The sequence below is a fragment of the Nitratireductor sp. GISD-1A_MAKvit genome (genome assembly GCF_040819555.1).
GTDB lineage: Bacteria > Pseudomonadota > Alphaproteobacteria > Rhizobiales > Rhizobiaceae > Nitratireductor.
Window position 1 is genome coordinate 983,338 of record NZ_CP161920.1, and the last position, 25,124, is coordinate 1,008,461.

General features: G+C 60.7%; 26 protein-coding genes and 2 pseudogenes. 11 read left to right on the forward strand and 17 right to left on the reverse strand.

What is annotated here, in order from left to right; genetic code table 11:
* Positions 1-45: 45 nt before the first annotated feature.
* A complete protein-coding gene (locus AB2N04_RS06020; RefSeq protein WP_367717664.1) occupies positions 46-909 on the forward strand; it encodes a Ku protein in 864 nt (287 codons plus the stop codon).
* Between the two features lie 2 nt (positions 910-911).
* A complete protein-coding gene (gene ligD / locus AB2N04_RS06025) occupies positions 912-3,467 on the forward strand; it encodes a DNA ligase D (RefSeq protein WP_367717666.1) in 2,556 nt (851 codons plus the stop codon).
* A gap of 18 nt (positions 3,468-3,485) precedes the next feature.
* On the opposite strand, the gene AB2N04_RS06030 is transcribed toward ligD, so the two are convergent.
* Together AB2N04_RS06030 and AB2N04_RS06035 are read right to left on the reverse strand one after the other, a co-directional pair.
* Positions 3,486-3,776, reverse strand: coding sequence for a hypothetical protein (locus AB2N04_RS06030; protein ID WP_367717668.1), 291 nt, complete (start codon positions 3,774-3,776; stop codon positions 3,486-3,488).
* Positions 3,773-4,579 carry a Ku protein gene (locus tag AB2N04_RS06035; RefSeq protein ID WP_367718749.1) on the reverse strand — a complete coding sequence of 269 codons (807 nt, stop codon included), beginning with the start codon at positions 4,577-4,579 and terminating at the stop codon, positions 3,773-3,775. The genes AB2N04_RS06030 and AB2N04_RS06035 overlap by 4 nt, the downstream gene beginning before the upstream one ends.
* A 260-nt stretch (positions 4,580-4,839) precedes the next feature.
* On the opposite strand from AB2N04_RS06035, the gene AB2N04_RS06040 reads away from it, so the two are divergent.
* On the forward strand, positions 4,840-5,826 hold the full coding sequence (locus AB2N04_RS06040; protein WP_367717669.1) for a hypothetical protein: 987 nt from the start codon (positions 4,840-4,842) through the stop codon (positions 5,824-5,826).
* Positions 5,817-6,668: a hypothetical protein gene (locus tag AB2N04_RS06045; RefSeq protein ID WP_279719290.1), complete on the forward strand. Its 852-nt coding sequence runs from the start codon at positions 5,817-5,819 to the stop codon at positions 6,666-6,668. The genes AB2N04_RS06040 and AB2N04_RS06045 overlap by 10 nt, the downstream gene beginning before the upstream one ends.
* Before the next feature lie 92 nt (positions 6,669-6,760).
* Here the strand turns inward: AB2N04_RS06045 and AB2N04_RS06050 are convergent, their stop codons facing one another.
* The 3 genes from AB2N04_RS06050 to AB2N04_RS06060 form a co-directional block, all read right to left on the reverse strand.
* On the reverse strand, positions 6,761-8,356 hold the full coding sequence (locus AB2N04_RS06050) for an FAD-NAD(P)-binding protein (RefSeq protein ID WP_367717672.1): 1,596 nt from the start codon (positions 8,354-8,356) through the stop codon (positions 6,761-6,763).
* A 134-nt stretch (positions 8,357-8,490) separates the two neighbouring features.
* Complete coding sequence (locus AB2N04_RS06055) at positions 8,491-10,605, reverse strand: catalase (protein WP_367717674.1); 2,115 nt, start codon at positions 10,603-10,605, stop codon at positions 8,491-8,493.
* Between the two features lie 70 nt (positions 10,606-10,675).
* Positions 10,676-11,173 (reverse strand): ferritin-like domain-containing protein, encoded by a 498-nt coding sequence (locus AB2N04_RS06060; RefSeq protein WP_367717676.1) that lies wholly within the window; start codon positions 11,171-11,173, stop codon positions 10,676-10,678.
* Between the two features lie 248 nt (positions 11,174-11,421).
* Here AB2N04_RS06060 and AB2N04_RS06065 point away from each other — a divergent pair, with 248 nt between their 5' ends.
* Entirely contained in the window at positions 11,422-11,928 is a 507-nt protein-coding gene (locus AB2N04_RS06065; RefSeq protein WP_367717678.1) for a pyridoxamine 5'-phosphate oxidase family protein, read from the forward strand.
* A gap of 205 nt (positions 11,929-12,133) precedes the next feature.
* Here the strand turns inward: AB2N04_RS06065 and AB2N04_RS06070 are convergent, their stop codons facing one another.
* Positions 12,134-12,277 (reverse strand): hypothetical protein, encoded by a 144-nt coding sequence (locus AB2N04_RS06070; protein ID WP_367717679.1) that lies wholly within the window; start codon positions 12,275-12,277, stop codon positions 12,134-12,136.
* A gap of 132 nt (positions 12,278-12,409) precedes the next feature.
* On the opposite strand from AB2N04_RS06070, the gene AB2N04_RS06075 reads away from it, so the two are divergent.
* The gene (locus AB2N04_RS06075) at positions 12,410-12,655 is read left to right on the forward strand and encodes a MobA/MobL family protein (RefSeq protein WP_367717681.1); all 246 of its coding nucleotides are present in this window, start codon (positions 12,410-12,412) and stop codon (positions 12,653-12,655) included.
* 18 nt (positions 12,656-12,673) lie between these two features.
* On the opposite strand, the gene AB2N04_RS06080 is transcribed toward AB2N04_RS06075, so the two are convergent.
* The 8 genes and pseudogenes from AB2N04_RS06080 to AB2N04_RS06115 form a co-directional block, all read right to left on the reverse strand.
* Positions 12,674-13,411, reverse strand: a complete 738-nt coding sequence (locus AB2N04_RS06080; RefSeq protein WP_367718750.1) for a GGDEF domain-containing protein — start codon at positions 13,409-13,411, stop codon at positions 12,674-12,676.
* A 260-nt stretch (positions 13,412-13,671) separates the two neighbouring features.
* Entirely contained in the window at positions 13,672-14,625 is a 954-nt protein-coding gene (locus tag AB2N04_RS06085; RefSeq protein WP_367717682.1) for an ABC transporter permease, read from the reverse strand.
* On the reverse strand, positions 14,615-15,553 hold the full coding sequence (locus AB2N04_RS06090; protein ID WP_279719282.1) for an ABC transporter ATP-binding protein: 939 nt from the start codon (positions 15,551-15,553) through the stop codon (positions 14,615-14,617). Before AB2N04_RS06090 ends, AB2N04_RS06085 begins: the two co-directional genes overlap by 11 nt.
* Positions 15,550-16,749: an NEW3 domain-containing protein gene (locus AB2N04_RS06095; protein ID WP_367717684.1), complete on the reverse strand. Its 1,200-nt coding sequence runs from the start codon at positions 16,747-16,749 to the stop codon at positions 15,550-15,552. The genes AB2N04_RS06090 and AB2N04_RS06095 overlap by 4 nt, the downstream gene beginning before the upstream one ends.
* Before the next feature lie 50 nt (positions 16,750-16,799).
* On the reverse strand, positions 16,800-18,170 hold the full coding sequence (locus AB2N04_RS06100) for a DegQ family serine endoprotease (RefSeq protein ID WP_367717685.1): 1,371 nt from the start codon (positions 18,168-18,170) through the stop codon (positions 16,800-16,802).
* Positions 18,171-18,304: 134 nt separating this feature from the next.
* A complete protein-coding gene (locus AB2N04_RS06105) occupies positions 18,305-18,529 on the reverse strand; it encodes a hypothetical protein (RefSeq protein ID WP_254692840.1) in 225 nt (74 codons plus the stop codon).
* Between the two features lie 71 nt (positions 18,530-18,600).
* Positions 18,601-20,227 (reverse strand): annotated as a pseudogene (gene groL, locus AB2N04_RS06110) (chaperonin GroEL).
* A 56-nt stretch (positions 20,228-20,283) separates the two neighbouring features.
* The gene (locus tag AB2N04_RS06115) at positions 20,284-20,598 is read right to left on the reverse strand and encodes a co-chaperone GroES (protein WP_122066815.1); all 315 of its coding nucleotides are present in this window, start codon (positions 20,596-20,598) and stop codon (positions 20,284-20,286) included.
* A 328-nt stretch (positions 20,599-20,926) separates the two neighbouring features.
* On the opposite strand from AB2N04_RS06115, the gene AB2N04_RS06120 reads away from it, so the two are divergent.
* Together AB2N04_RS06120 and AB2N04_RS06125 are read left to right on the forward strand one after the other, a co-directional pair.
* Positions 20,927-21,280, forward strand: coding sequence for a hypothetical protein (locus tag AB2N04_RS06120; protein WP_367717687.1), 354 nt, complete (start codon positions 20,927-20,929; stop codon positions 21,278-21,280).
* A 19-nt stretch (positions 21,281-21,299) separates the two neighbouring features.
* Entirely contained in the window at positions 21,300-21,578 is a 279-nt protein-coding gene (locus AB2N04_RS06125) for an usg protein (protein WP_091523882.1), read from the forward strand.
* A gap of 24 nt (positions 21,579-21,602) precedes the next feature.
* On the opposite strand, the gene AB2N04_RS06130 is transcribed toward AB2N04_RS06125, so the two are convergent.
* Positions 21,603-21,959 carry a DUF982 domain-containing protein gene (locus AB2N04_RS06130; protein ID WP_367717689.1) on the reverse strand — a complete coding sequence of 119 codons (357 nt, stop codon included), beginning with the start codon at positions 21,957-21,959 and terminating at the stop codon, positions 21,603-21,605.
* A gap of 33 nt (positions 21,960-21,992) precedes the next feature.
* Positions 21,993-22,208, reverse strand: coding sequence for a hypothetical protein (locus AB2N04_RS06135; protein WP_035029037.1), 216 nt, complete (start codon positions 22,206-22,208; stop codon positions 21,993-21,995).
* Positions 22,209-22,427: 219 nt separating this feature from the next.
* Here AB2N04_RS06135 and AB2N04_RS06140 point away from each other — a divergent pair, with 219 nt between their 5' ends.
* From AB2N04_RS06140 to AB2N04_RS06150, 3 genes are all read left to right on the forward strand, one after another.
* Entirely contained in the window at positions 22,428-22,904 is a 477-nt protein-coding gene (locus tag AB2N04_RS06140; RefSeq protein WP_367717691.1) for an Hsp20 family protein, read from the forward strand.
* A gap of 95 nt (positions 22,905-22,999) precedes the next feature.
* Positions 23,000-23,512: an Hsp20/alpha crystallin family protein gene (locus tag AB2N04_RS06145; protein WP_367717692.1), complete on the forward strand. Its 513-nt coding sequence runs from the start codon at positions 23,000-23,002 to the stop codon at positions 23,510-23,512.
* 98 nt (positions 23,513-23,610) lie between these two features.
* Complete coding sequence (locus AB2N04_RS06150) at positions 23,611-24,210, forward strand: NADH dehydrogenase ubiquinone Fe-S protein 4 (protein WP_367717694.1); 600 nt, start codon at positions 23,611-23,613, stop codon at positions 24,208-24,210.
* 453 nt (positions 24,211-24,663) lie between these two features.
* Here AB2N04_RS06150 and AB2N04_RS06155 read toward each other — a convergent pair.
* Positions 24,664-24,917: pseudogene (locus AB2N04_RS06155) on the reverse strand (IS3 family transposase); the annotation flags it as partial.
* Positions 24,918-25,124 lie beyond the last annotated feature (207 nt).

Sequence of the window (25,124 nt, forward strand, 5' to 3'; positions counted from 1 at the left end):
CGGTGCAGGCGTTTCGGACGCAAGTATTGCGTAGGGGGGGCAGTTGTGGCGCCAAGAGCAAATTGGAAGGGTTTTCTCAAAATTGCCGAGGTCAGTTGCCCGGTGGCCCTCTATACGGCCGCGTCGACCTCCGAACGGATCGCCTTCCACACCCTCAACCGTGCAACCGGAAACCGTGTCCGACGCCAGTTCGTTGACAGCGATACCGGCAAGCCCGTCGACAGGGAGGACCAGGTCAAAGGCTATGAAGTGGGTTCGGGCGAATACATCATGCTCGATCCTGAAGAAGTAGCCTCGGCGGTTCCTGACAGTGACAAGACCCTGTCGGTGTCGACCTTCATCGGCTGTGGCGACATCGACGACGTCTACTTCGACAAGCCCTATTATCTGGCGCCCGCCGACAGGCATGCTGAAGAGGCTTACATCCTGATCCGCGAGGGCATGCGCAAGAAGAAGGTCGCCGCGCTCGCCCAGACGGTCCTGTTCCGCCGCGTTCGCACGGTCCTGATCCGCGCGCACGGCACAGGCCTGATCGCGACCACGCTCAATTTCGATTACGAGGTCCGCTCGGCGAAGGACGCTTTCAATGACGTCCCGGATTTCAAGCTCAAGGGCGAAATGCTTGAGCTTGCCGAGCACATCATCAAAACCAAGCGTGGCAAGTTCGATCCCAGGGAGTTTGACGATCGCTATGACGCTGCCCTGGCCGAGGTGGTCAAGGCGAAGTTCGAGGGCCGCAAGATCGAGGTCCGCAAGGAGCCGAAGGAAGAAAAGGTCGTCGACCTGATGGCCGCGCTACGCGAGAGCGCCGGCCTTTCCGGCAAGAAAACAGCCAAGCGCGCGTCGGCGAAATCGAAAACGAAGGCCACACAGGCAAAGGCTGCACCGGCGCGTCGTAAAGCGAGCTGAGCATGGCGCCCCTCGAAACCTACCGGCAGAAACGCAACTTCAAATCGACCGCCGAACCCAGGGGCCGGAAAGGCAGGACGAGCGGCAGCGCTTTCGTCATCCAGAAGCATGCTGCCAGACGGCTGCACTACGATCTGCGACTGGAATTGGACGGGGTGATGAAGAGCTGGGCGGTGACGAAGGGGCCCAGCCTTGTCCCCGGCGAAAAGCGGCTGGCTGTTCATGTCGAGGACCACCCGCTCGAATATAACGACTTCGAAGGCACGATCCCGAAGGGCGAGTATGGCGGCGGCACCGTCATTATCTGGGATCGGGGCACATGGACCCCCGTACATGATGCCCACAAGGGATATGCCAAGGGTCATCTCGAGTTCGAGTTGAAGGGCGACAAACTTTCCGGACATTGGCATCTGGTCAGGATGCAGGGCAAGCCATCCGAGAAGCGGGAAAACTGGCTGCTGATCAAGAGCGAGGATGATGCCGCCCGAACAGCCGCCGATCCCGATATCCTTGAGGAACGCCCGGAATCGGTGAAGACGGGTCGGGACATCAAGGAGGTCGCCGGCGAGGTGCCCGGTTGGTCCTCGAAGACCGGAAAGATCACCAGGAAAGCCACGCGAAAGCCGACAAAGACGGAGAAGGCACCGGAGCCCGAGATCACAGTGGTGCTGCCTGATCCCGCCGCGATCAAAGGGGCGAAGAAAGCTTCATTGCCGGATTTCGTCGAACCGACGCTTGCCACGCTCATGTCGGCGCCGCCGGCGGGGGATCGCTGGATCCACGAGATCAAGTTTGACGGCTATCGGCTGCAGGCTCGTATCGAGGCCGGCCGCATCAAGCTCCTGACTCGGAGCGGTCTCGACTGGACCAAAAAGTTCGGAAAAGACGTGGTCGCTGCATTGCAGGCGCTACCTGTCGGAACCGCCATCATCGATGGCGAACTGGTTGTCGAGAGCGGTTCGGGAGCATCAGATTTTTCGGCCCTGCAGGCCGATCTCAGTGCGGGGCGGTCTGATCGGTTCGTCTTCTATGTCTTCGATTTGCTGTATCTCGACGGCTACGATCTGCGCGCCGTGCCACTGATCGAACGAAAAACGCTGCTTGAGCAATTGGTGGACACTGAGCCGGGGCTGATCCGCTACAGCAGCCACTTCAATGAGAATGGCGGTCTGGTGCTGCGCCATGCCTGCCGGTTGAGCCTCGAAGGCGTCATTTCCAAAGTCAGGGATGCGCCCTATCGATCGGGGCGCAGCAAGTCCTGGGTCAAATCCAAATGCTCGGCCCGGCAGGAATTCGTCATTGCAGGCTATGTGCCGTCCTCGACATCGCGCAAGGCGATCGGCTCCCTCATCCTCGGCGTCTATGACGGTGGCAAGCTGGAACATGTCGGCCGCGTCGGGACGGGCTTTACCGGCCCTGTGGCCGAGGATCTGTTCAAGCGTCTCGACCGCATGCGCATTGCAGCCAGCCCGTTCGCTGGGACGCTAACCCCCGAAGAAGCACGGCAGGCGCGGTATGTTCGCCCCGAACTCGTGGCCGAGGTCGAATTCCGGGCATGGACTGCCGATGGCCACCTCCGACATGCGTCGTTTCGGGGTCTGCGCGAGGACAAGGCTGCAATCGAGATCGTCCGCGAAATCCCGAAGAGCAAGGCGACGACACCGAAGCCCCAGCGGCGCACTGTCACGCTGACCCATCCCGATCGTGTCTATTGGCCGGACGAAGGCGTCACCAAGGAGGGGCTCGCCGATTACTACACTGAGGTCTGGCGCTACATCGCGCCCTATATCGTGGGCCGGCCTTTGGCTTTGTTGCGCTGTCCGAGCGGCATCACCGGTCAGATGTTCTTCCAGAAGCATGCCTGGAAGGGGCTCAACAAGCATATCGTGCTGGTCAACGACCCAAAGGACGAGGACGACGAACCGTTGATTTCGATCAATGATCTCGACGGGCTGATGGGGCTCGTACAGTCCGCCGTGCTGGAAATCCACCCATGGGGGTCGACGGTTGCCGATTGGGAACACCCCGACACGATCATCATGGATCTCGACCCCGGCGATGGGGTCGCGTGGGAGACCATCATCACCGCCGCGGGGGAAGTCCGGCAGCGACTCAGGGATGCTGGACTGAATGCCTTCGTCAAAACCTCCGGCGGCAAGGGGCTGCATGTGGTCGCGCCGCTCACGCCGAGGGCTGACTGGCCGGCGGTGAAGGCCTTCACCAAGGCCATGGCGGACAGCATGGCCTCCGACAGCCCGGACCAGTATGTGTCGACCATCACCAAGTCCAAGCGCCGCGGCAAGATCCTAATCGACTATTTGCGCAATCAGCGTGGCATGACCGCCGTCGCGCCTTACTCCACCCGAGCCCGACCCGGCGCTGCGGTTTCCATGCCGTTGGCGTGGGAGGAACTCAATCCGGGCATCGGCCCGGACTATTTCACCGTGGAGAATACGCCTACCCGGCTGGCCGCTCTCACATCCGATCCGTGGGAGGGCTTCCGGGCGGCTGCCGAACCGCTGACGTCCCAACGATCAAAGCGCAGGAAGGCGACATAGGCTGGCGTGGTTCGGCTCTTATACCGGCTTCGGTAACGGCAGATGCCGCGACAAAGCAAACCGTTCAGCGAAGTTTATGTCGTCCTGAGTGATCACCGGCACCGGGTCCGAAATCATGGCAAGAAGCGTTTCGCGAGAGATGCTATCATCTTCAAGAGCAGCCTCGAGCGCTCCACGCGTTTCCCGCTCCGCCCGTAAGAGGGCAGCAAGCGCAAGGATCAGCCGATCCTTGCTGTCAAACGACGCATGGACCTTGGGTGACAGCTCGCTCTCTGGCTCCGAAAGGCCGTCTGGAGGTAAGTTCTTCATCGCGATCGCCCCTTCCTCTCGGACGCGATGCTCTTCTTCAGCGCGTCCATGATATTGATGACGTTGCTGGCGGGCTCTTCTGACGTCGGCCTGGCCTTCGCGACACGCTTCCTGCCCTTTTTCTTGGCGGCGATGATGTCGAGCAGTTTGTCCTGGACGGGATCGTCCACCATCCTGGGTTCCCAGGGGCCGGTGCGCTCATCGATCAGTTTCGTGACCAGTGTCATCAGCTTTGGGTCGGGCTTTCCTTTCTTGATATGGCCGAAGTAGTCGCTCTCGTCGCGCACCTCGTCGCCATAACGCAAAGTCCAGAGGATAATGCCCTTGTCGCGCGGCTCGAGCATGACGGCCCGCTCCCGGCGATACATTACCAGCCTTGAAATCCCGACCATCTGCGTCGATGCCATGGCTTCGCGGATGACGGCAAAGGCTTCTTCGCCGACCGCATCATTCGGCGTCAGATAATGCGGCTTGTCGTACCAAATCCATTCGATGCTATCGCGGAGCACAAAGCTGTCGATATCGATGGTACGGGTGCTTTCCAGAGCAACCGCCTCGATCTCGTCGTCCTCGAGCATGACATAGTCGTCTTCGCCACGCGGATAACCTTTGACCTCATCATCTTCGTCGACGGGCTTCTCGGTGACCGCATCGATATACTGGCTGACGACGCGGTTGCCGGTCCTGGCATTGAGAGTGTGGAAGCGGACTTTTTCGTTTTCGGAGGTCGCCGGCGTCATCGCCACCGGACAGGTGACCAGGGACAGTTTGAGATAGCCTTTCCAGAATGAACGCGGCGCCATTTGCGATAACTCCCCCAGTAAACCACCGGGGAAACGAGAAAACGGCCCGTTTTGTTCCTCTCCGCGCAGTGGGAAGAGCGTGACCCAGACGTGTGCTTGCCCGTTTTTCTTGTCGAGGTCGTGAAGCAGGGATAGCAATCCAGGATAGCTGATCTCGCCATGCTGCGGCGTTGCCACGGGCTGCCTCCGTGGATAGGCGAGTCCAGCCAACAAAGCTATAATGCCCCTGAGGGTGGAGTTGGCAGGGAGGAGCAGCGATAATGATGATTTGGACACGCCTTAGCGTCGCGCTGCAAATCGCCGCTCTATCCTGCTTTCTTCCGGTGAGCGCGATAGCAGAAGAGAACCTCGGATGGCACGGCCAGAAGATCGATGATGGTGCGTCTCTGTTCTACGGCGTCCCGCAAACGGACTATGCACCCCTATCGTTGTCCTGCGCTCAGGGGAGCGACGAGCTCGCATTCGTCTTCGCCTTTGCGCCCATCAACGCTTTTGATGGAGTCGAGGTCGGGGTTCTGCTGGAGTCTGGCGACATATCCGTGCCGATCGCCACCACCGGGGCAAGAATCGAGATGGACAACAGCTTCATCCTCGAAGGCAAGACGGTGCTAGATACCCGTCTGACCGACCTCCTCACCTCGCGCGGCACATTGAGCGTCTTCGTAGAGGATGGAGCAGAGGAGTATCCGCTCGATGGCGCGCGAGAAGCCGCCGCAGCGCTACTCGAAACCTGCATCGGCAAGGCGGCCACCCCTCCGGTGCAAGAGACCACACAATGCGACATCGCGGCATGGGTGATGAAGGGTGCGCCTGCCGATCTTGTTGTGCGCGCCGGTCCGGGGCCGGAATATCCTGCTTTCTCGACCATACCGCGTCCCTATACGGACGGCGAAGAGATCTACTTTCCCCAGGTGACGATCACGGGGTCGCGCGGTGGCTGGTTGCGGATTTCCGAGGTCATAACCGAACTCCATGGCGGTTTGCCCACCGAACCGATCACCACGTTCAGCGGCGAAGGGTGGCTGCCCGGCGATGTGCTGCGGCTATGGGTAGAATCGGGCCGCGTGTTCTCCCGGCCATCGGACGATGCGCCGATCGCTGCGACCTTTGACTCCGACGAGTTCGCGGTCGAGGCCCTGCATGCCTGCACAGGTCTCTGGGTTGAGGTCGAGGGGCGCCATGCCGACAAGAGGGCACGCGGCTGGACCCGGGACGTCTGCGCAAGCCAGGTGACGACATGCCCATAGGTGAGGCAACATTATCCGTTGCCCTGGTGCGGGCTGTGCTTGTTGGACTTGCGCTCTGCTGGATGCCCATCGAGCGAGCCGGCGCCGAGCCGATCCTGCGTCCCGATCTGTCGGATCGGGTTGACGGCCGGGAGGATGTGACGTTTGCGGACCTGCTTCGCCTCGTCGTGCCGACGGCTGACGGCAACCTGACGATCTCCGTCCGGGAGATTGGCAGCGCGGCCGTTGAGGAACTCGAAATGGCGTCGGCTGCGTCGCTGCGGCTGGCGGCCGTCCTGGTGCGCTCGGGCGGGTTGGAGCGGATCGCGGTACTGCTGGATTTCGGGAGCGGCAGGGATGTCGTCGGTCTGGCGGTTCTCGCCTTATTCGATATAGCGGGCGAACCTAGACTTCTTGACGCTGCGAACGTCGCGAGTGGCGACATGACATACTTCCTTGAACCTGCCCGGCTTCGGGTCAGCGCCGGCGACGATCTTCTGGCGATCGGCAGTACGCATGCGAACTCAAGTCAGAGCTACACCACCATCCCGCTCGTTCTGCTCCGTGACGACCGGCTGGAACTGGTCGATACAATATTCGTCTTCAACGAGCGGGCGTGCGAATATGACCAGACACAACGCGTCACGCTGGACCAAGGCACCGGTGAGCCTTATTCGGACATCGTGGCGACGGTGATCGTGCAGACGAAAATAACCGGTGAAGATTGCGGCAGGGCGGAAGTCGCGGAAGCAGGGTCGCGAACGATCACAGTGAAATATCGGTGGGACGCGGCCGCAAAGCGCTACGTTCCCGAATCCGACGCGTTTGATCAGCTGGCGCGGGACAACGAGGAGCGCTTCTGATCGTCCGCGGCATATAACACCATTTGTCGCTCAAGTGTGCGGGAACATCGCGCCACTGCATTCGCTCTCTCCGCATGGTCGGTGGAGATGGTTCAGGCTACGAGAAAAGTCAATCTGCGGCGCGTTCTTGATGCTTGCTTTGTGACTGCCCCCGCGATGGCCGAGCCGATGTCCGCGCTTGCTGTAATTCCCTGGACGAATGGCTGGTCGTGCATCAGATAGGGGAGCGCACCAAATGCGATGCGGCCGCGCGCAATGTCAGGCGCGAGCAAGGTGTAGTCCTCCCCGACGTCCGGAATATCCTCGCCCACCGAGAGGAGTTGCCGGCGCAGTGACGGGAACGGCAGATCGTTGGTCTTGAGCGGCTTCTGGCCGCGCGCGTCGATGAACACGTCAAAGGTGTACGCGTCGTCGCCGATGGCGATAACCGTGTGTGCATCCCCGACGTCCATCTTATAATCCTGCCCGAGTTCGAGCACCTCGACAAGGCCGGCCTTTCGGAGCGCCAGCAGCCTTCGGATCGATTCCGACGGAATCGCGGCATAGTTGTCGACGAAGACCTTGCAGAGGCCGTCATCGAACCGCTCGCGATCCTCTTCATCAAGGTGAGGCACGATTTCCTGCACCGCCTCGTGCAGCCGCAGGATCGCGTAGCGCCAAGCCACAGTGCGCTTGTCGCGCTTGTTGCCTTCGACTTCGCTCAGATTGTATTCGGCCCAGCGGAAAGGATCATGCCGCTGTCTATCCGCGAAATAGGCGTCGGCGAAGCTGTCGGCATCGAGCGTGGAAAGCGCTACCCGTTCGCTCCACGCCGGATCGGCATCTTCTATTTCGCGTGCCACGAGAGTATAGACCCGGTCGAGCAGACCGTCTGGTCCTACCGCGATCTCCCTTGCAATGGCATCTTCGGTGGCGATCCGAAGCGGCTCATAGGGAATGGGGCAGTAGAAATCCGCTTCCGGCAAAATGCCCGAGCGCGACATCAGCGTGATGGAAAGCCCTTCACTGTCCGCTCCCAGATCGAACCGCAACGCCTCGTCGTCCTGTTCGACGAAGGTTCCGTGCTGGGCGACGACCGCCATGGCGGCGTCGATGGCGCTGAGCGAGGTTCCCATGATCCCCACCTTACACGCGGGAATCCTGGCCTCGATGAGTCCCGACCATGGGCTGGGAAAATAGCTCCGCGTTGCCTCCTCGTCGTCGGGCCAGACGTGTCCGGTGGCGATGACGGCGAGATCGAAGAGTTTCGATGCCGGCTTTCCGTCGGTCCACAACCTGACCCCATCCGGGGTCGCTTCGAGATCTGCGACCTCGCAGGATTCATGTAAATCGACGTCGAACCCCTTCTCTCGGGCAGCCTCGACGAGCGCCAGGAACTGGTCCCGGAAATACTCGCCCAGCAGGATGCGCGGCAGGAACTGCCGGTCGTGGAGGCTGGCCTTGTCGACTCCGTAGCGCGCCAGACGCTTCTCATCCCGATCGCGCAGCCAGTCCAGATAGGTCGAGGCGATTGGCGGTATCTCGATGCTGGCGATGTTGGCCAACATCATGCGACTGTTCTCGTCGTCATTGTAGGGCATGCCGACGCCCGCTTCCTCGGCCTGCTCATAGATCGAGATGGACAAAGGCGTGTCGGCCTTGAGCAAAGAGAAGAAGGTATAGATTCCGGTCGGGGCCGGCGCCGACAATAGCGACGTTCTTCATGGGCGATCACCAGATCTTTTCGGTTTTCGGGCAATGAACGCTAAACGGCCCGGCTCGGGCCGGACCGCTTGTCTCTTCTGCTCTCCGCGCCTGACGACATCAGGAAAACGCCATCACGTCAGAGCTTGACGGCATCTTCCCGCGCCCACACGCGCAGTTTGCGGCAGGATGTGACGTAGTCCGAAGCCGCCTTCGCGTCGTCGAGCGGAATCAGGCCCTCGTCCATGTCGGGCTCGATGCCGGCCTTTGCCAAGAGCGGCATTGCGCCTGGGGTAAAGCCGATGAACTTACAATGTGCAAAGGCGTCGGCCACGAAATCCCGCGCTGTGGCTTCGCCGGCCAACCGGTTAGCCGCCTCCTCTGACAGCACCAGCGCGACGGCATCGAACAGGACCGAAGGACCGCCGTCGATCATATGGTCGGCCTCCACCCATGAGCCATTCGATGCCTCGAAGCCGCCGACCTGTGGCGCGATCAGTTCCACCACCGCGCCTTCCTGTTCCGCCGCCTGCCGGATCGCGTCCAGCACCTTCGCATCAGAACCGTTTGCGACCAGCACGCCGATCTTGCGGCCCTTGAAACTATCCGGCCCGTTCTCAATGATGCTCAGCGCAGGAGACTGCGGAAGATCGTCGCGCACCGGCACGGCCGCATCAGCCGCCTTTGGCATCTTGCGGATACCGAGCTTCCCGGCGACCGTCTCAGCCAACGTGGCGTCGATGTTCATGAGGTGCGACACGACGCGCTCGCGAATGACGGGTGTTTCCACCTTGGACAGCTCGAAGGTGAGCGCCATCGCGATATGCTTTTGCTCGACCGCCGTCTGGCTTAGATAGAACTGACGCGCCTGGCTGTAGTGGTCGGAGAAGCTCTCGGGCCGAAGGCGTACCTTGCGCCCGTCTTCCTCCGCGGCGAAGGATCGGAAGCCGCGCTTCGGATCGGGCCTCGGTCCGTCGCCCCATGAATTCGGCTGGTAGTTCGCCCGGCCGACCGGATTGCGCATCGCCATGTGGCCGTCCTGCTGGAAGTGATGGAACGGGCATTTCGGTGCATTGATTGGAATATGCGTGAAGTTCGGGCTGCCGAGCCGTTTCAGCTGCGTGTCGAGATAGGAGAAGTTGCGCCCCTGAAGCAGCGGATCGTTCGAGAAATCGATGCCGGGCGGCACATTCTGCGTCATGAACGCGACCTGCTCTGTCTCGGCGAAGAAGTTGTCGGGCATCCTGTCGAGCACCAGCCGCCCGACCGGGATCGGCTCAATCATCTCTTCCGGGATCAGTTTCGTCGGATCGAGCACGTCGAAGTCGAAACTGTCAGCAAAATCCTGATCGAAGAGCTGGACGCACAGCTCCCATTCCGGGTAGTCGCCGGACTGGATGGCGTTCCAAAGGTCGCGGCGGTGGAAATCAGGGTCCGCGCCATTGATCTTGACCGCCTCGTTCCAGGCCACGGACTGGAGCCCGAGCTTGGGCTTCCAGATGAACTTGACGAAGGTAGACTCGTCTTTTGCGTTCACGAAGCGGAAGGTGTGAACGCCGAAACCTTCCATGAAACGGAAGGAGCGCGGGATTGCCCGGTCGGACATGACCCACATGATCATGTGCATGGATTCAGGCGTGAGAGAAATGAAATCCCAGAAATTGTCGTGCGCGGACTGGGCCTGCGGGAAAGCCCTGTCAGGCTCTTCCTTGACCGCATGCACCAGGTCGGGGAAGCGGATCGCGTCCTGGATGAAGAAGACCGGGATATTGTTGCCAACGAGATCCCAGTTGCCTTCCTGCGTATAGAATTTTACCGCGAAGCCGCGAACGTCGCGTGCAAGGTCGGCGGACCCCTTCGCGCCAGCAACCGTCGAGAAGCGTACGAAGACGGGCGTCTTTTCGCCGACCCGCTGGAAGATGTCAGCGCGCGTGTATTTGCTCAGCGACTTCGTTGTCTCAAAATAGCCATGTGCCCCATAGCCACGCGCATGGACTACGCGCTCGGGGATGCGCTCGTGGTCGAAATGGAAGATCTTCTCCCGGAAATGAAAATCCTCGACCAGGGTGGGACCGCGCGATCCGACTTTCAGCGTGTTGAGGTCGTCGGAGACCGGCCCACCGTGGGCGGTGGTCATCGCCGGCATATCGCCGTCCGAGAATTGATGAAGCTCGCCTCCTTGTCCTGAGACGAGCTTTTGATCGTGAATTGAACGCGGCTTTCCTGCGGCCGGTGCGGATTTGCTGGCTGACATGGCTGGCTCCCCGGTCTGGGCTTGTCTGCGTGAATGCGTGGAGCGCCTGAACGGCGCCCCACGCTATGGTTCAGGCGGCTTTCGCGCGACGATTCACCGAAGCGTCCGCGAGCTTGCTCAGGTCGCTGTCGGTCTTCGATTCTTCCTGCAGCGTCTGATCGAGAAGCTTCGCGGCATCCGCCATTCCAAGTTCCGTGGCCCAGCGCTTCAGTGTCCCATAGCGGGTGATTTCATAGTGCTCGACAGCCTGCGCGGACGAGATAAGGCCGGCATCGAGAGCTGGCGTCCCCTTGAACTCCTCCATGATCTCCTCGCCCTCGGCGATGATCCCTTCGATCGCGTCGCAGGTTTTACCTCTCGCCGCCTTCCCCATGATCTCGAACACCTGGACCAGGCGCTCGATATGGCCTTCAGTCTCGTCATGGTGCTTCTCGAACGCAGCCCTTAATTCTTCAGATTGAGCAGCGCGCTTCATCTTCGGAAGGGCTTTCAGGATCTTGCGCTCAGCGTAGTAGATGTCCTTCAACGTATCATGGAACAGATCTTCGAGTGTCTTTTCCCTGGCCATTTCCTCTACCCTTGTGACAACATCATCTTAACAGCCCGCCATTAGGACGACCTGCTGCGACTATTGTTTCTGCCGTGAAGCTTTGACTGCGCTTCAGGAGATATTCAGAACGAAAATTTGCGGAACTGGTTCCGTCGATGTCGTCGGTTGGGTGTCATGTGGTTTTTTCCCACCTAGCGGGGCTAGGGTATCCAGCGCGCGGAACAACCTTGCATCTTCGGCGTTGCAGTTGTCGAAAGAGAGGCGCCATGAAAGAACAACAGCACGATAATCCGGCAACTCCGGAACAAGTTGTCGACCGCGTGTGGGAGCTCGCAGAGAAGATCGACATCTGTATGCTGACCACCTGGAACGGCAAAGAGCAGCATAGCCGACCAATGTCGGCTCGGCCGCGTCGACAGGAGAACGCAATCTATTTTCTTACGGATGTGTCCGGCGAGAAGAATGCGGAGATCGAGGAATTTCCGACCATATCACTCGCATGGGCAGACAATGGCAGCTATCGCTACGCCGTCATATCGGGCAAGGCGAAGGTGACCAATGATCGTTCCAGGATCGCAGAGCTCTGGTCGAAAATGGATGAGGTATGGTGGGAGGACAAGGAGGATCCGACCGTTCGACTTCTGACCGTGACGCCGGAAAGAGGTGAGATTTGGGATAGCCCGAATGCTTTAGTTACGGGCGCGAAGATGCTGGCGGCGATTGTCACGGGAGCTCCACCCAAGTTGGGAGACAACGCCGAAGTTCGCATGTGAATATTTCATCTTTGTCAAATGACCGAGTGGTCTGCATCCCGGCGAACCGTAACGGGATCCCTCTCGTACCAAACGTTGTGCTGCCCCGGGCCATCGCGAGCCAACCGAGTCTCCCCTCAAAGAACAACATCTTGCATTCCTGTCGGACCGAACTGCCCAATTCCTCTGCCAGATCGGTGGAGTTCAATGGTCAGGTGCGCGGGTATCATGCCCGCACCTCTTGCCACTGAAAAAGGATAGAGGCGAGCGTGAACAGCACCAGCATGCCGGAGATCGGCAGCCAGACGATAGGCATCCTCGGGATGGTCGGCACCGCGGCGTCTATCACTTCGTCCTTCATTTTGTGCATGAACAGCGGCCCGACGGATCACGCGGCAGGGGCCAGAAAAAGCCCCGTTCCCTCTCCATAAAGCTTCTGCGGAGAGATTGGGGCGATCGCCTGCTGCGTTTCGAAGTGGTTGAGCACGCTCAGAGGATCGCAGTGGTCCGCGACTTCGTACAGGGGGAATTTTCTGGTCAGGGCATCATCGCCGAACTGAATGTGCATTGGGACATCGGGGAAAACGGGATGCCCAAACCAAATGCCCATGTCATGCTGGCCAAGCGCAGCAAGGACGAGAACGGTTTCGGCCCGAAGGTACGCGACTGGAACCGCACTGAGATGGTGGAGCTGTGGCGGAACCGATTGGATGCTCGAACGGCACCCTTCTGCTACGCTATTTGCTGAAAAAAAAGCGATAAGACGTTAAGCAGCCTTATCGATAGCCGTGGGAGCAGAACGGCTACGCTTTTTAGCGTAAAGCTCGTTGTCGGCGCGGGAGATCATTTCCCGGAACTTAAGCTTCGGATGGCATTTCTGCATTCCAACGGAGAATGAAAGCGGATAGTTCAGCCCTGTTTTACGGAAGAATTCGTTTCGGGCGGCGGATCCGACCTCTGTCACCAGTTGGTTGACTGTGTTTGCGTCGGCCTTTGGCAAATAGGCGCAAAACTCGTCACCACCGATCCGCGCGATGAGGCATTCATCACCTAGTACCAGTTCCAATGCCTGCGCGAACGAGATGATAGCGTCATCTCCTACAAGATGCCCATGTTCATCGTTAATCGCTTTAAGGTAGTCCATGTCGGCAATTATGAACTTGCCGCCCGCGCGATGGGTCATTGCGAGATTGAATTGTCGCTCGAAACTGCGTCTGTTGAGAAGGCCCGTCAGCGGATCGGTGCTGGCGCATTTTGCGAGTTCTCTCGCTTCTTTCAGGAGGCTGCGGTAGGCTTTCTCGAGTTTCTCGATTTTGGCAAAGAGCATGATAGCAATCGGAAACGCGATGATGAACGGCAATATGAGCCGTACGATGATCGTGATCGTGTCCGACTGGACACCCAGGTAGAAACGGATCCCCGTAGAGACGGATATCGAAATCGCGGCACAAATGATGGTCACGATTGCGGACTTCTTCAGAACGCCTCTCGATGGGAAAGCCACCATCATTCTCCTAAATGCGTTAGAACCTGCCGCTTGTTACAATATTTTGGTGTCGGGGTAGCTAATCGTATATCTACAACTTGAGCGAAAGGCTGGGCGACGACGGGCGGGAGTATCCCGCAATCTGGCGATAGCGACAGCCACATGGGTTCGCGCCTCCAGCCAGTCGCTTACCTGCCAGACGGAAAATGTAGAACTCCTCCGCCAGATCGGCTTGCGTCCAGCGGAGGATGGCGTTCAATGGCTCAGGCCCGCGGCAATTATGCGCGCACCTCTTGGCGCTGGAAGACGACATAGGCGAGCGTGAACAGGACCAGCATCGCGGCGATCAGGCCGGAGATCTGGGGCCAGACGATCAGCAGGCTCTGCATGGTCGGCAGCGGCGCGCCGATGACCGCACCCTGCATCTGATGCATGAGCAGCGGCCCGACCGAACGGGCGGCGGGATCGAGCAGCAGCCCCGTCACCTCGCCATAGAGCGTCTGCGGCGAGACGCGGGCTATCGCCTGCTGCCACTCGAAGCGGTTCACCACGCTCATCGGATCGAACGGGTCGATCGGCGCGACAATCCCGGCTACCAACGGCGCGATCATACCCCAGAAGACCGTCAGCACCAGCCAGACGGAGAGCGCGGCCAGCGCCGAGGTGGCGGGCGAGCGGATGACGGTCGAGAACGCGATGGCCAGCGCCAGCCATACCCCGGCATAGGCGAGCGTCGCGGCAAGCCAGAACACGCCGCGCACGATATCCGCGCCGGAAGGCGGCAGGCCGAGGAAGAGCATACCGAGCCCGATCATCATCAGCCACAGCGTCAGGAGCGCGATGGCGATGACCAGCAAGCCGCCGAGGAATTTTCCGAACAGCACCGCATCGCGATAGATCGGCTGGGCGAGCAGCCGGCTCATGGTGCGCCGGTTGAACTCGCCGTTGATGGCATCGAAGCCGAGCGAGATCGCCACCAGCGGCAGCAGGAAGCCGAGGAAGGCGGCGAAGGACGGCAACGGCTCGCGCGCCACGGTGAACAGCTTGAGGAACAGGTAGGCGTCTTGCGCCGTCGTGTCGCGGATACGGTCGATGGCGCCGTAGACCGCGCCGATGGCCGTAAGCAGCACCAGCAGCATGATGAGATGCATGCGGGCGCTCGTCATGTGGTCGGCCGCTTCCTTGAGCGCGACTGTGCCGACGCCCCTGAATGGAGATCCTTCACGCCGCATTGGCAACCTCCCTGAAGTAACGATTGTAGGCTTCGTCGAGGCGCGCGCGACGCAGGTCGAGGTTCTTCAACCTGCCGCCCGCCTCGACCACGAGTTTTGCGAGATCGGACCGCACATCGCGGATTGCCTCGACCTGCCAGAGGCCGTGGGACGCGACTGCAACCGACGTCACGCCGTCGGTCTTGCCCGCGAGTTGGCCGAGGTCGATCCCATCAGCCTCAACATCGATGACGAAGGAACCGCGCCCGATCCTCGCCGCCAGATCCTCGATGGTACCGAAGAAGCCAATGCGCCCCTTGTTGAACAGCGCGACCCGGCTGCAGATCGACTGCACCACGTCGAGCATGTGCGAGGACAGAAGGATGGTCATGCCGCCGCGCGACAGGTCGAGGATGAGATCGAGCAGTTCCTGCGTCGATTGCGGATCGAGGCCCGAGGTCGGCTCGTCGAGGATCGCTATCCTGCAGTCGCGCATCAGCAGTTCGGCAATGCCGAGACGCTGGCGCATGCCGCGCGAATAGGTGGTGACCGGACGGTCCGCGGCATCGCTGAGCCGCACCTTTTCCAGCGCGGCGGCGATGCGCTCCTTCGCCAGTTCGCGCGACATACCGGCGAGCTTCGCCGTATAGGCGAGGTTTTCGCTGCCGGTCATCGTGTCGTAGAAGCCGACCGAGTCCGGCAGGTAGCCGACCTCGCGCTTGACCTCCAGCGGCCGACGCAGCGGGTCCTTGCCGAGGATGCTGACGCTTCCCTCGCTTGCTTCCGTCAGGCCGAGCAGCATCAGGATCGTCGTGGTCTTGCCGGCGCCGTTTGGGCCAAGCAGGCCGATCACCTCGCCCTGGTTGACGGAAAGGTCGATGCCGGCCACGGCCACCGCATCGCCATAGCGCTTGGCGAGACCCTTCGCTTCGAGAACGACCGTGCTCATCGCCGCCCGTACCTCATTACTGCGCCGCCCAGCACCAGCGCGGCGACGGCGATCACGCCAAGCCCTGCAGCGCCCCACATCGTCGAGGTCCTGACCGTGACGCGGAACTGTACGCTTTCAGAGACGGTGTCGTTGGAGGCCCGCACCGACACCATGTAATCGCCGGCGATCGCCTGTTCAGACGGGGTGATTTTTACATTGACCTCGCCGGTGGAGTTGGGCGCGATCTGGGCAACGTCCTGCGGCTCGAACGCGACGGTCCAGCCGGAGGGCGGCGTGGCGGAAAGCTCGAGGTCGGTCGCGGGGGCGGTGCCGGTGTTGACGAGGGTGAAGGTGAAGCTCGATTCCCTGCCGGCCACCGCCTCGCCCGACAGGCGCTCCTGCGGCCCGACTATGGCGACCTGCGGTTCACCCGTCACGTCGAGGCTGAGTTGCGTGGTCCCGGAAAGCCCTTCGCCGGAAACCTCGAATCCGGCTTCATAGCGCCCGGCCGCGACCCCACGCGATGGGATCACCTCCATCGTGACCGTCTCGGTCGCGCCGGCGGCGATAGGCAAGCCGGTGATCTCTTCCGAGCCATAACCCTTCTTGAAGCGTGTCTGGAAGCCGGCCGGAACGCTGGCTGTCAGATTGAACAGCCCGTCTTCCGCGCCTTCGTTCTTCACCTTGATCTTGAAGGAGAAGGTCGAGCGCGCGGTGCCGCGTAAAGCAGGCAATTCGGGCTCAAGCGAAAGGCCGGAGGCGGCATCCTCGGTTTCTGACAGGCGCACCACAAGCGGCAGGGTCACCGTCTCTGCCGCAGTGCGGGCGCGGACCTCGATGGCGTGTTCGCCGTCGGTGGAAGCGTCTTCCGGAGGGGTGAGTTCGAGCGTCAGCCGCTCGGTCGAATCCGGCGAGACGATCGCTGCCGTCACATCCCGGCCGCCGCCCTTCAGCGACCACGCCCAGCTTTCCGGCACGCCCGACACCTCGATCGTGGCGCGTTGCGGGGGCAGCTTCTCGTTGCGCAGGGACAGCGAAACCGACTGTGTTTCGCCCGGCTTGATGGTCATCTCTGGCCAGGACGTCGTCAGCCAGAAGCCGCTGAGTTCGGCGGATTGCTGCGCCGCAGGGGTTTCCTGTGCGCCAAGCGGCAGGGGCGCCATCAGCATTGCGCCGAGCGCGGCTGCCATCAATGTTGTGGTGAATGTCCTCATCATGTTCTCCCGTATTCACAACGAACAGTCAGCAAAGCGGAAGGCGCGCCCTAACGAACGACGAGCAAGAGCCGCGCCCCTCCGCGGAAGAGATCAAGCGCGATGGTGCCGCGCGTTTCGCCGAGCAGCCGCGTCAGTTCGGCCACGGTCCCGACTGGCCGGCGGTTGACGGCGACGATCACGTCGCCGGTGCGCAGACCGGCGTGTGCGGCGGGACTGCCCGGAGCCACGTTGGCGACCAGCACGTTGCCGGATGCATCGTGGAAGTCAGCGCCGGCCAGACGGTCGGGTATGACGCTCGTGGAGGCGCGCGAGGGACCCGATTCGCCATTCACGGTCAGGGTCGCCGTCCGCCTGGCGCCATCACGAAGATAGTCGACCTCCACCCTCGAGCCCGCAGGTGACAGGCCGATGCGGTTGCGCAAATCGGCCGAACCCGAGATCTCGCGCCCGTCGACGGCGACGATGATGTCACCGGCCTGAATGCCGGCCTCGGCGGCGGGCGAGCCGTCCTCAACGCCGGCGACGACCGCGCCAAAGCTGGCGTCGATTCCCAGAGCCTCTGCAAGGTCGGGCGTCAAGTCCTGTATCGAGACGCCGATGCGTCCGCGCCGGACCTCGCCATGCTCGATCAATTGAGCCATCACCGCCGATGCCATGTCGATAGGAACGGCGAAGCCGATGCCGACATTGCCGCCGGCCGGCGCGATGATCGCGGTGTTGATGCCGACAAGCTGGCCGTCCGCCGTCACCAGCGCGCCGCCCGAATTGCCGGGATTGATCGAAGCGTCCGTCTGGATGAAGTCTTCATAGCCTTCGACGTTCAACCCACTACGGCTCAGCGCGCTGACGATGCCGGAGGTAACGGTCTGGCCGAGCCCGAACGGGTTGCCGATGGCGACCACGCTGTCGCCGACGCGCAGACGCGACGGATCGCCCAGCCGCAAGGCGGTCAGATTGGGCGCATCGATCCTGAGCAAGGCGATGTCGGTCGCCTTGTCGCTGCCGACCAGTTCGGCAGTGAAGCGGCGGCGATCTTTCAGCGTCACCGCGATCTCGCTCGCGCCGTCGACGACATGGTGGTTGGTGAGAATGTAACCCTTGTCCGCGTCGACGATGACGCCGGACCCGGCGCTCATGCGGGGCCTTTGCTGCGGCGTCTGCGGCAAGTCGAAGAAGCGCCGGAAGTAGGGATCGTTGAAAAGAGGGTTTGTTTCGGCAGACGCGCGGGACGTGACGGCGATGTTGACGACCGCCGGCGTGATCTCCTCAAGCACGTCAGGCAACGAACGCTCGATACGCACGCCGGATGCCACATCCTGTGCGGCTGCGGGCGGTACAACGCCACCGGAAAATGACAATGCAAGGCACGTGACAAGGACGGCGACAATCTGCGGGGCGCGAGGCAGGCCGATGAACATTGTCGATCTCCCGATTAGGTTCCTTCGTGTTGGATGCGGCGATGCCGTCGCGCCGGAAGAGATCTTCCGCCGCCGGTCCTTCGCGCGTCTGGTTCGATTGGAAAGGAACCCCGCCCGGAGGCGAGGTTCCTGGATCATTGTGGCCGGCCGTCTCGCGAGAGGGCCGACACCTGCGCCGCCGCATGGAACATCAGCGCGGAGGCCGCTGTGCGCCGATCCCATCCAGCCATCACCAGCCTGTCGAGCAGAGATTCGAACAGCGGTGCCAATGCCGTGCGCGCTTCCGCATCGTGCGACAGGAACTCGGCCGGGGGATGATGCGGCACAGGTACATGGTCAAAGTCCGGCATGAGGCTCATGTCAGTCTCCGATCTATGCTTTGCTCCTGACCGCCCCCGACATGGGAGCGGTCACTTTCAGAGCGAGACGGTCAGAAGTCCATGCCGCCCGCTGGCATTGCCGGGGCTGCTTCCTTCTTCGGCTTCTCGGCGATCATCGCCTCGGTGGTCACCAGCAGGCCGGCGACTGACGCCGCGTCCTGCAAGGCAGTGCGCACCACCTTGGCCGGGTCTATGACCCCCTGTGCGAACAGGTCGCCATATTCGTCGGTCTGGGCATTCCAGCCGAAGGCGAAGTCGGCCTTCTCGCGCAGCTTGCCGACGATGATGGAGCCTTCGGCGCCGGCATTCTCGGCGATCTGGCGCACCGGCGCCTCGATCGCGCGGCGCACGATCTCGACGCCGTGTTTCTGGTCGACATTGTCGGTCTGGATACTGTCGAGAGCCTTCTGCGCACGCAGCAGCGCCACGCCGCCACCGGGCAGAATGCCTTCCTCGACCGCCGCGCGGGTCGCGTGCAACGCGTCGTCGACGCGGTCCTTCTTCTCCTTGACCTCGACCTCGGTCGCACCGCCGACGCGGATCACAGCGACGCCGCCGGCAAGCTTGGCCAGCCGCTCCTGAAGCTTCTCGCGGTCGTAGTCGGAGGTCGTCTCCTCAATCTGCGCCTTGATCTGCTTCACGCGGCCTTCGATCTCGGCCTTTGAACCGGCGCCATCGACGATGGTGGTGTTCTCCTTCTCGATCACCACCTTCTTGGCGCGCCCGAGCATCTCCAGCGTGACATTTTCCAGCTTGATGCCGAGATCCTCGCTGATGGCGGTGCCGCCGGTGAGGATGGCGATGTCCTCGAGCATGGCCTTGCGGCGGTCGCCGAAGCCCGGCGCCTTGACGGCCGCGACCTTCAAGCCGCCGCGCAGACGGTTGACGACGAGCGTTGCCAGCGCCTCGCCCTCGACATCCTCGGCGATGATGACCAGCGGCTTGCCGGACTGGACGACAGCTTCGAGGACGGGAAGTATGGCCTGAAGGTTGGAGAGCTTCTTTTCATGGATCAGGACATAGGGATCCTCGAACTCGACCCGCATCTTGTCCTGATTGGTGATGAAGTAGGGCGAGAGATAGCCGCGGTCGAACTGCATGCCCTCGACCACTTCGAGTTCGGTCTCGGCCGTCTTGGCCTCCTCGACAGTGATCACGCCCTCATTGCCGACCTTCTGCATGGCTTCGGCGAGGAAGCGGCCGATCTCGGAATCGCCATTGGCCGAGATGGTGCCGACCTGCGCGATCTCGTCGTTGCTGGAGATCTTGCGTGCATTGGCCTGGAGTTCGGCGACGACGGCGTCCACCGCCTTGTCGATGCCGCGTTTCAGGTCCATCGGGTTCATGCCGGAGGCGACGGCCCTTGGCGCCTTCCCTGACGATCGCCTGAGCAAGGACCGTGGCGGTCGTGGTGCCATCGCCGGCGAGGTCGTTGGTCTTGGACGCCACCTCGCGCACCATCTGGGCGCCCATGTTCTCGAACTTGTCTTCGAGCTCAATTTCCTTGGCGACAGAGACGCCGTCCTTGGTGATGCGCGGCGCGCCGAATGACTTGTCGATAACGACGTTGCGGCCCTTCGGCCCGAGCGTCACCTTGACGGCATTGGCGAGAATGTCGACGCCGCGCAGCATCTTCTCGCGGGCTTCGGTGTTGAATTTGACTTCCTTGGCAGCCATTGGATCACTCCTTCAATAGGCAGTTTTCATGGACTGGTTGATGATCGAAGAATCCGTCAGGCGGCCTTCTTCAGCGTGGCGGTCTGCTCGATCACGCCCATCACGTCGCTTTCCTTCATGATGAGCAGGTCTTCGCCGTCGAGCCTGATCTCGGTGCCGGACCATTTGCCAAACAGGATGCGGTCCCCGACCTTGACGTCGAGCTCAATGATCTTGCCCGCATCGTCGCGGGCACCGGGGCCGACCGCGATGACTTCGCCTTCGCTCGGCTTTTCCTTGGCGGTATCGGGAATGATGATGCCGCCTGCGGTTTTCTCGTCGGCTTCGATGCGGCGAACCAGGATACGGTCATGCAATGGACGGAACGTCATATCGTTCTCCTCAAGGACAAACAGATTTTGAGAGGTCCCTCCGCTCCGATCCGGGGACCGGAGCGGGGCCGCGCAACCCTTGTCGGCGTCACGCGCATAGCGATCTGGTTTCGCTGAATTCAGATTTCAAGAGCGCAATGCAAAATTTTTAGCACTCGCAGCCATTCACTGCTAGTGCCATGTAATCGCAGTCGAAATTGGTGCTGCAAATCATCGAGGCACTTGAAAAATTCGCGCGATTGGCCAAACTTTCTCTGTGTGCCGTGCCGGGAGGCGCGGTCCGGAGTCCTGATCGAAACGGAGTTTTTGGAACGGCTGAAAAGCAAGGATGACAGCGATGCGCCGCGCCGATTTTTCGACGATCATTCCCTCTCTCGCGCCACGAGCGGAAGACATTGCGCTTGACCGGCTCCTGTCACCGTCGCGCCACTACAGGCATCCCGAGGATGTGCTGCGCGACGACACGCTCGAACGCAGCGAAAAGCGCGCCATTCTCTCGTCATGGGCATCCGACGCATGCGCGGTCGAATCGATGCCCGCACTGCGCCAGCCGCCGGGCGCGGAAAGCCCCATCCCATTCGATGTCATCATGGATGCGCTGCGGCGTCTTGATCGCGGCGACATCGGGGCGGACGATCCCGTATGCGGATCCGCAGACCATCACCATCGTTTTCACGCATGAAGCGACAAAGGAGAGACATATGCCAGCGATCGTCAGTCGCGAATTTCGGATGCAGATGGAAGGCTATGGCCTGACCACAGCCGAAATCCACTATCGTCTTCCAGATCACCCGAGCCTGTTGCAGGTCTATGTCTGGCAGGATTACGACCTCGCCCCGAAGTTTCCCGAACTGCGCGGCTTTCTCGACTACTGGACAGAGACGCTGGAGGGCGCGCTGCACTCCGTGCGCGTCGCCCACCATCGTCTGATACAGCCCTCAGAATGGAAAGCCGTCGACGGGATCATATCCGTTCACTGAAGCCCGGCGGAAATTCCCTGATAGCTACCGAGAGCCCCCCGAACTCGCGTGCGTCGTGCTCCCTGAACGAGGGCCGGAGCGCATTGCAGCCTTCATGAAGCTTCGGCGTGCCTCCTTCGCAGAGCGCCATCCATCGAGTGCGTCCCGACAGGCAACAATGGCGTTTCGCCAACGACGTCCACGTGCCCAGTCCGGCCATTCGCGCTCAAGGCATTCCAGTGCTTCAAAACCTGTCGCCACCTTTCGGAGGCCAGTTTTTGGCATGCGCAGAATTACGGGTTCGTTGAACACGACATCAGACATCACTTCCTCCTTGTTTTCTGATCGTCTTTTAAGAGCAAGTAACTGATCGTTCTGTACGATCTCTTGTGATCTGGGCATACCGACGTGCCTCTTCAACCCTCCATCCGTATCTCAGTCAACGCCGTCATCATCAGGTTCAAGCAGATCGATGAGTTGGCTGACGCGTGTGTCCGGGAGCGGTCGCCCTTCGCCCATCAGCGCCTCGTCATTGTTAAGCCAGTTCCACGCTTCTCGCAGTTCATCAACACTCGCCCCGGTTGCGATAAGCCCCGCCGCCAGATCGTCGTCTATGGAGCCGAGCACTGAAACGATGTCGTCATAGGTCATGGCAGGCCTCCATTCATATTACCAACCAACTCATCACATGGTGGAGTTGTTCTCAAATTCCAACAGCCTGAAATAGCTGTAGAAATTTTCTGCCGTCACCCTCTTGAAACTCAGAGATCACGAAACCAGATCGATCGTGCGCCGCTGCCACTACGGGGCGGCGCCGGTTAAAAAAGCCGGACAATCTTGTACCCATGTTGCTTCAAGGAGGATGTGGCTATGAGAACCACTTTCGATTTTTCTCCCCTGTTCCGGTCGAGCATCGGCTTCGACCGTCTGGTCAATGCGCTGGAGGCAGCCAGCCGCGTCGAGAGCATCGACAACTGGCCGCCCTATGACATCGCAAAGACTGACGAAGACGACTACCGCATCACCATGGCGGTGGCCGGCTTCAGCGAAGACGAGCTTTCCATCACGCAGGAGCAGAACATGCTTCTCGTGGCGGGCAGCAAAACCACGGACGAGAATGCCCAGTATCTGCATCGCGGCATTGCCGGACGCTCGTTCCAGCGTCGCTTCCAGCTTGCAGACCACGTGCGAGTTGAAGGCGCGACTCTCGTCAACGGCCTCCTGACAATCGATCTTCGGCGTGAGATCCCGGAGGAGATGAAGCCTCGTCGGATTGCGATCTCGTCGCAGGAGAAGACGATGCAGATTGAAGCCCCTTCGCACACCAACGAGCAGATCGCAGCCTGACGCTTTTGTCAGTCTACAGATCGCCAGCGCCGGCCATGCGTCCGGCGCCACCGGCGAAGCTGTGTCCAATTGTTCAGAACAGAAGGAGAATAACCATGAACGTACGTGACCTGATCCCCTGGGGCCGTGACACGAGCAGCAATCAGGCTCCCGCTGTCTATCGTGAAGAGGACCGCAATCCGTTCCTATCACTGCACCGGGAAGTCAATCGCCTGTTCGATGATGTCTTTCGCTCGTTTGATCGAAACCTGCCAGCTTTTGACTCTCTGGCTTCCTTCGGACGGGGGTGGCCAAGCGTCGAAATCTCCGAGACTGAAAAGGAGATCCGCATAACCGCGGAAGTGCCAGGTCTGGAGGAAAAGGACATCGAACTGGTTCTGGATGACGGTGTGCTGACGCTACGCGGCGAAAAGCGATCTGAGACCGAGGACAAGGATAAGCAGTTCTCGGAACGCTTCTACGGCCGTTTCGAGCGCCGTATCCCGGTTGGAAGGGAAATCGTCGAGGACAAGATAGACGCCAGGTTCAGAAATGGCGTGCTGAGCCTCGTGCTTCCCAAGACCGAAAAGGCACAGTCGCAGGTAAAACGCATAGCGATCAAGAGCTGACGATGGTTTCGGCGCCGGCGGGTTCGTTGCGCCCGTCGGTGCCGACCTTCACCGATCACGGAGGAAGAACCATGAACATTGCTGCAAGAAGGACATCAATGGCAGATGGTCCTCTCGACCGGGCCGTGCCGGGAGCCAACGACAACCGTCGCACGATGCTGTCAATGGGAAGCTCCTTATTCCCCAGCGATGCCGTGGCCCGGATCTACCGCCCATCTCGCTCGGCGACTACCAGTGCTCCGTCGCGCGATCAATGGAAGCTCGTGTTCGAGGTGCGCAGCCCGTCTTTTATCGAACCGCTCATGGGCTACACCGGTAGCCGGGACACACTGAAGCAGGTCGAGCTTAGGTTCCCGACGCTGGCGTCTGCGATCCGTTACGCGCAGCGGCAGGGTCTTTGCTATGTCGTGGACGTACCAAAGGATAAGGCTAGGATTACCATGGATAAGTCTGGAGAACGGCGAAACACATTCTCTGATGCAACGCTCGGCAAGCTTGGCCTGGCCGGGCTTTCGGACAAGTACCGTCGGGCGATGTCGATTGACGCCAATCGCAATGATGGGGATGGCGGCTGGGCTTCGCCGATGGATGTCGTGGCCGACAACCGGCTCCCCCTTGATGCGAGGCGGTCGATCCTGATGAACTGGGGCCTGGACCGAATTCCTGATCGATCAGGCCACCAACGAGGGCATGCCTGAGAACGGCCGCCCCTCGCGCCTTGATGAGGTCGAGCAGGCGCTGCTCGCGCTCGAAAGAGGGGTGAATGGTCCGAACAAGTCCGGCATGCGGAAGGCTGCATGAGGTGCTGCGATGGGTCCACATGTCTTCTTCAATTACAGAAGGTCGTACCCAACCGGTTTTTGATGACGCTTGCGGGGGCCGCCGCAACGCACTCTTGATTGGGTAGCAACGCCGAGAACCGATCTGGATAATGCAGATGCGAAACATATCGCGCCCACGAGATCACGTCGGGCGTGTTCAAGGACGATGCCATGACGAAGGAACAGATGACCAGCGCAAGGCATTGCGATATCAAGCCGCTGCCGACGCCGAGTGTACGCAGATTGTGCTCGACAGGTCAGGCAATCAGGACATCAGCCTCGACATGCTCAACGATGGCGCCCATCGGCGCGCTTTGGCGCAGCGCGTCAAGCAGAGCGCTCTGAGACGGTGAACTTCGCTGTCACATGATCGACGCAGAGACGGCGACGGGCGGGTGATTTCCAGAGGCAGACTCTTTTAGGATCAGCTTTTCCAGCGTCGGCCTTCTGGGCGCTGAACTCCTTGCGCCAGCGGCAATACGTAAACTGCGTCACGCCGTTCGAACGGACCGCCTCGCCAACCGAACATCGACCTGGCGCAGCTTTGCGATAATCTCTTCCGACTTGTGTTTCTTTTGGGGCATTCCAAAATCCTCTCTCAGGCTCAATAGCCTACTTCATGGAGGACAACTTTTAAGAGGGCAGACCAAATTAGACGCTAACCACACTGGTGTGTTGATGTGTGGCAGGCTTTCTCCGGCTTTGGCTCCCGACGAGGAGGGAACCGGTTTGAGTATCGGCCGAGCAATATCCACAATACGAAGGGCGAATCTTGAACAATGTCAGCGCAG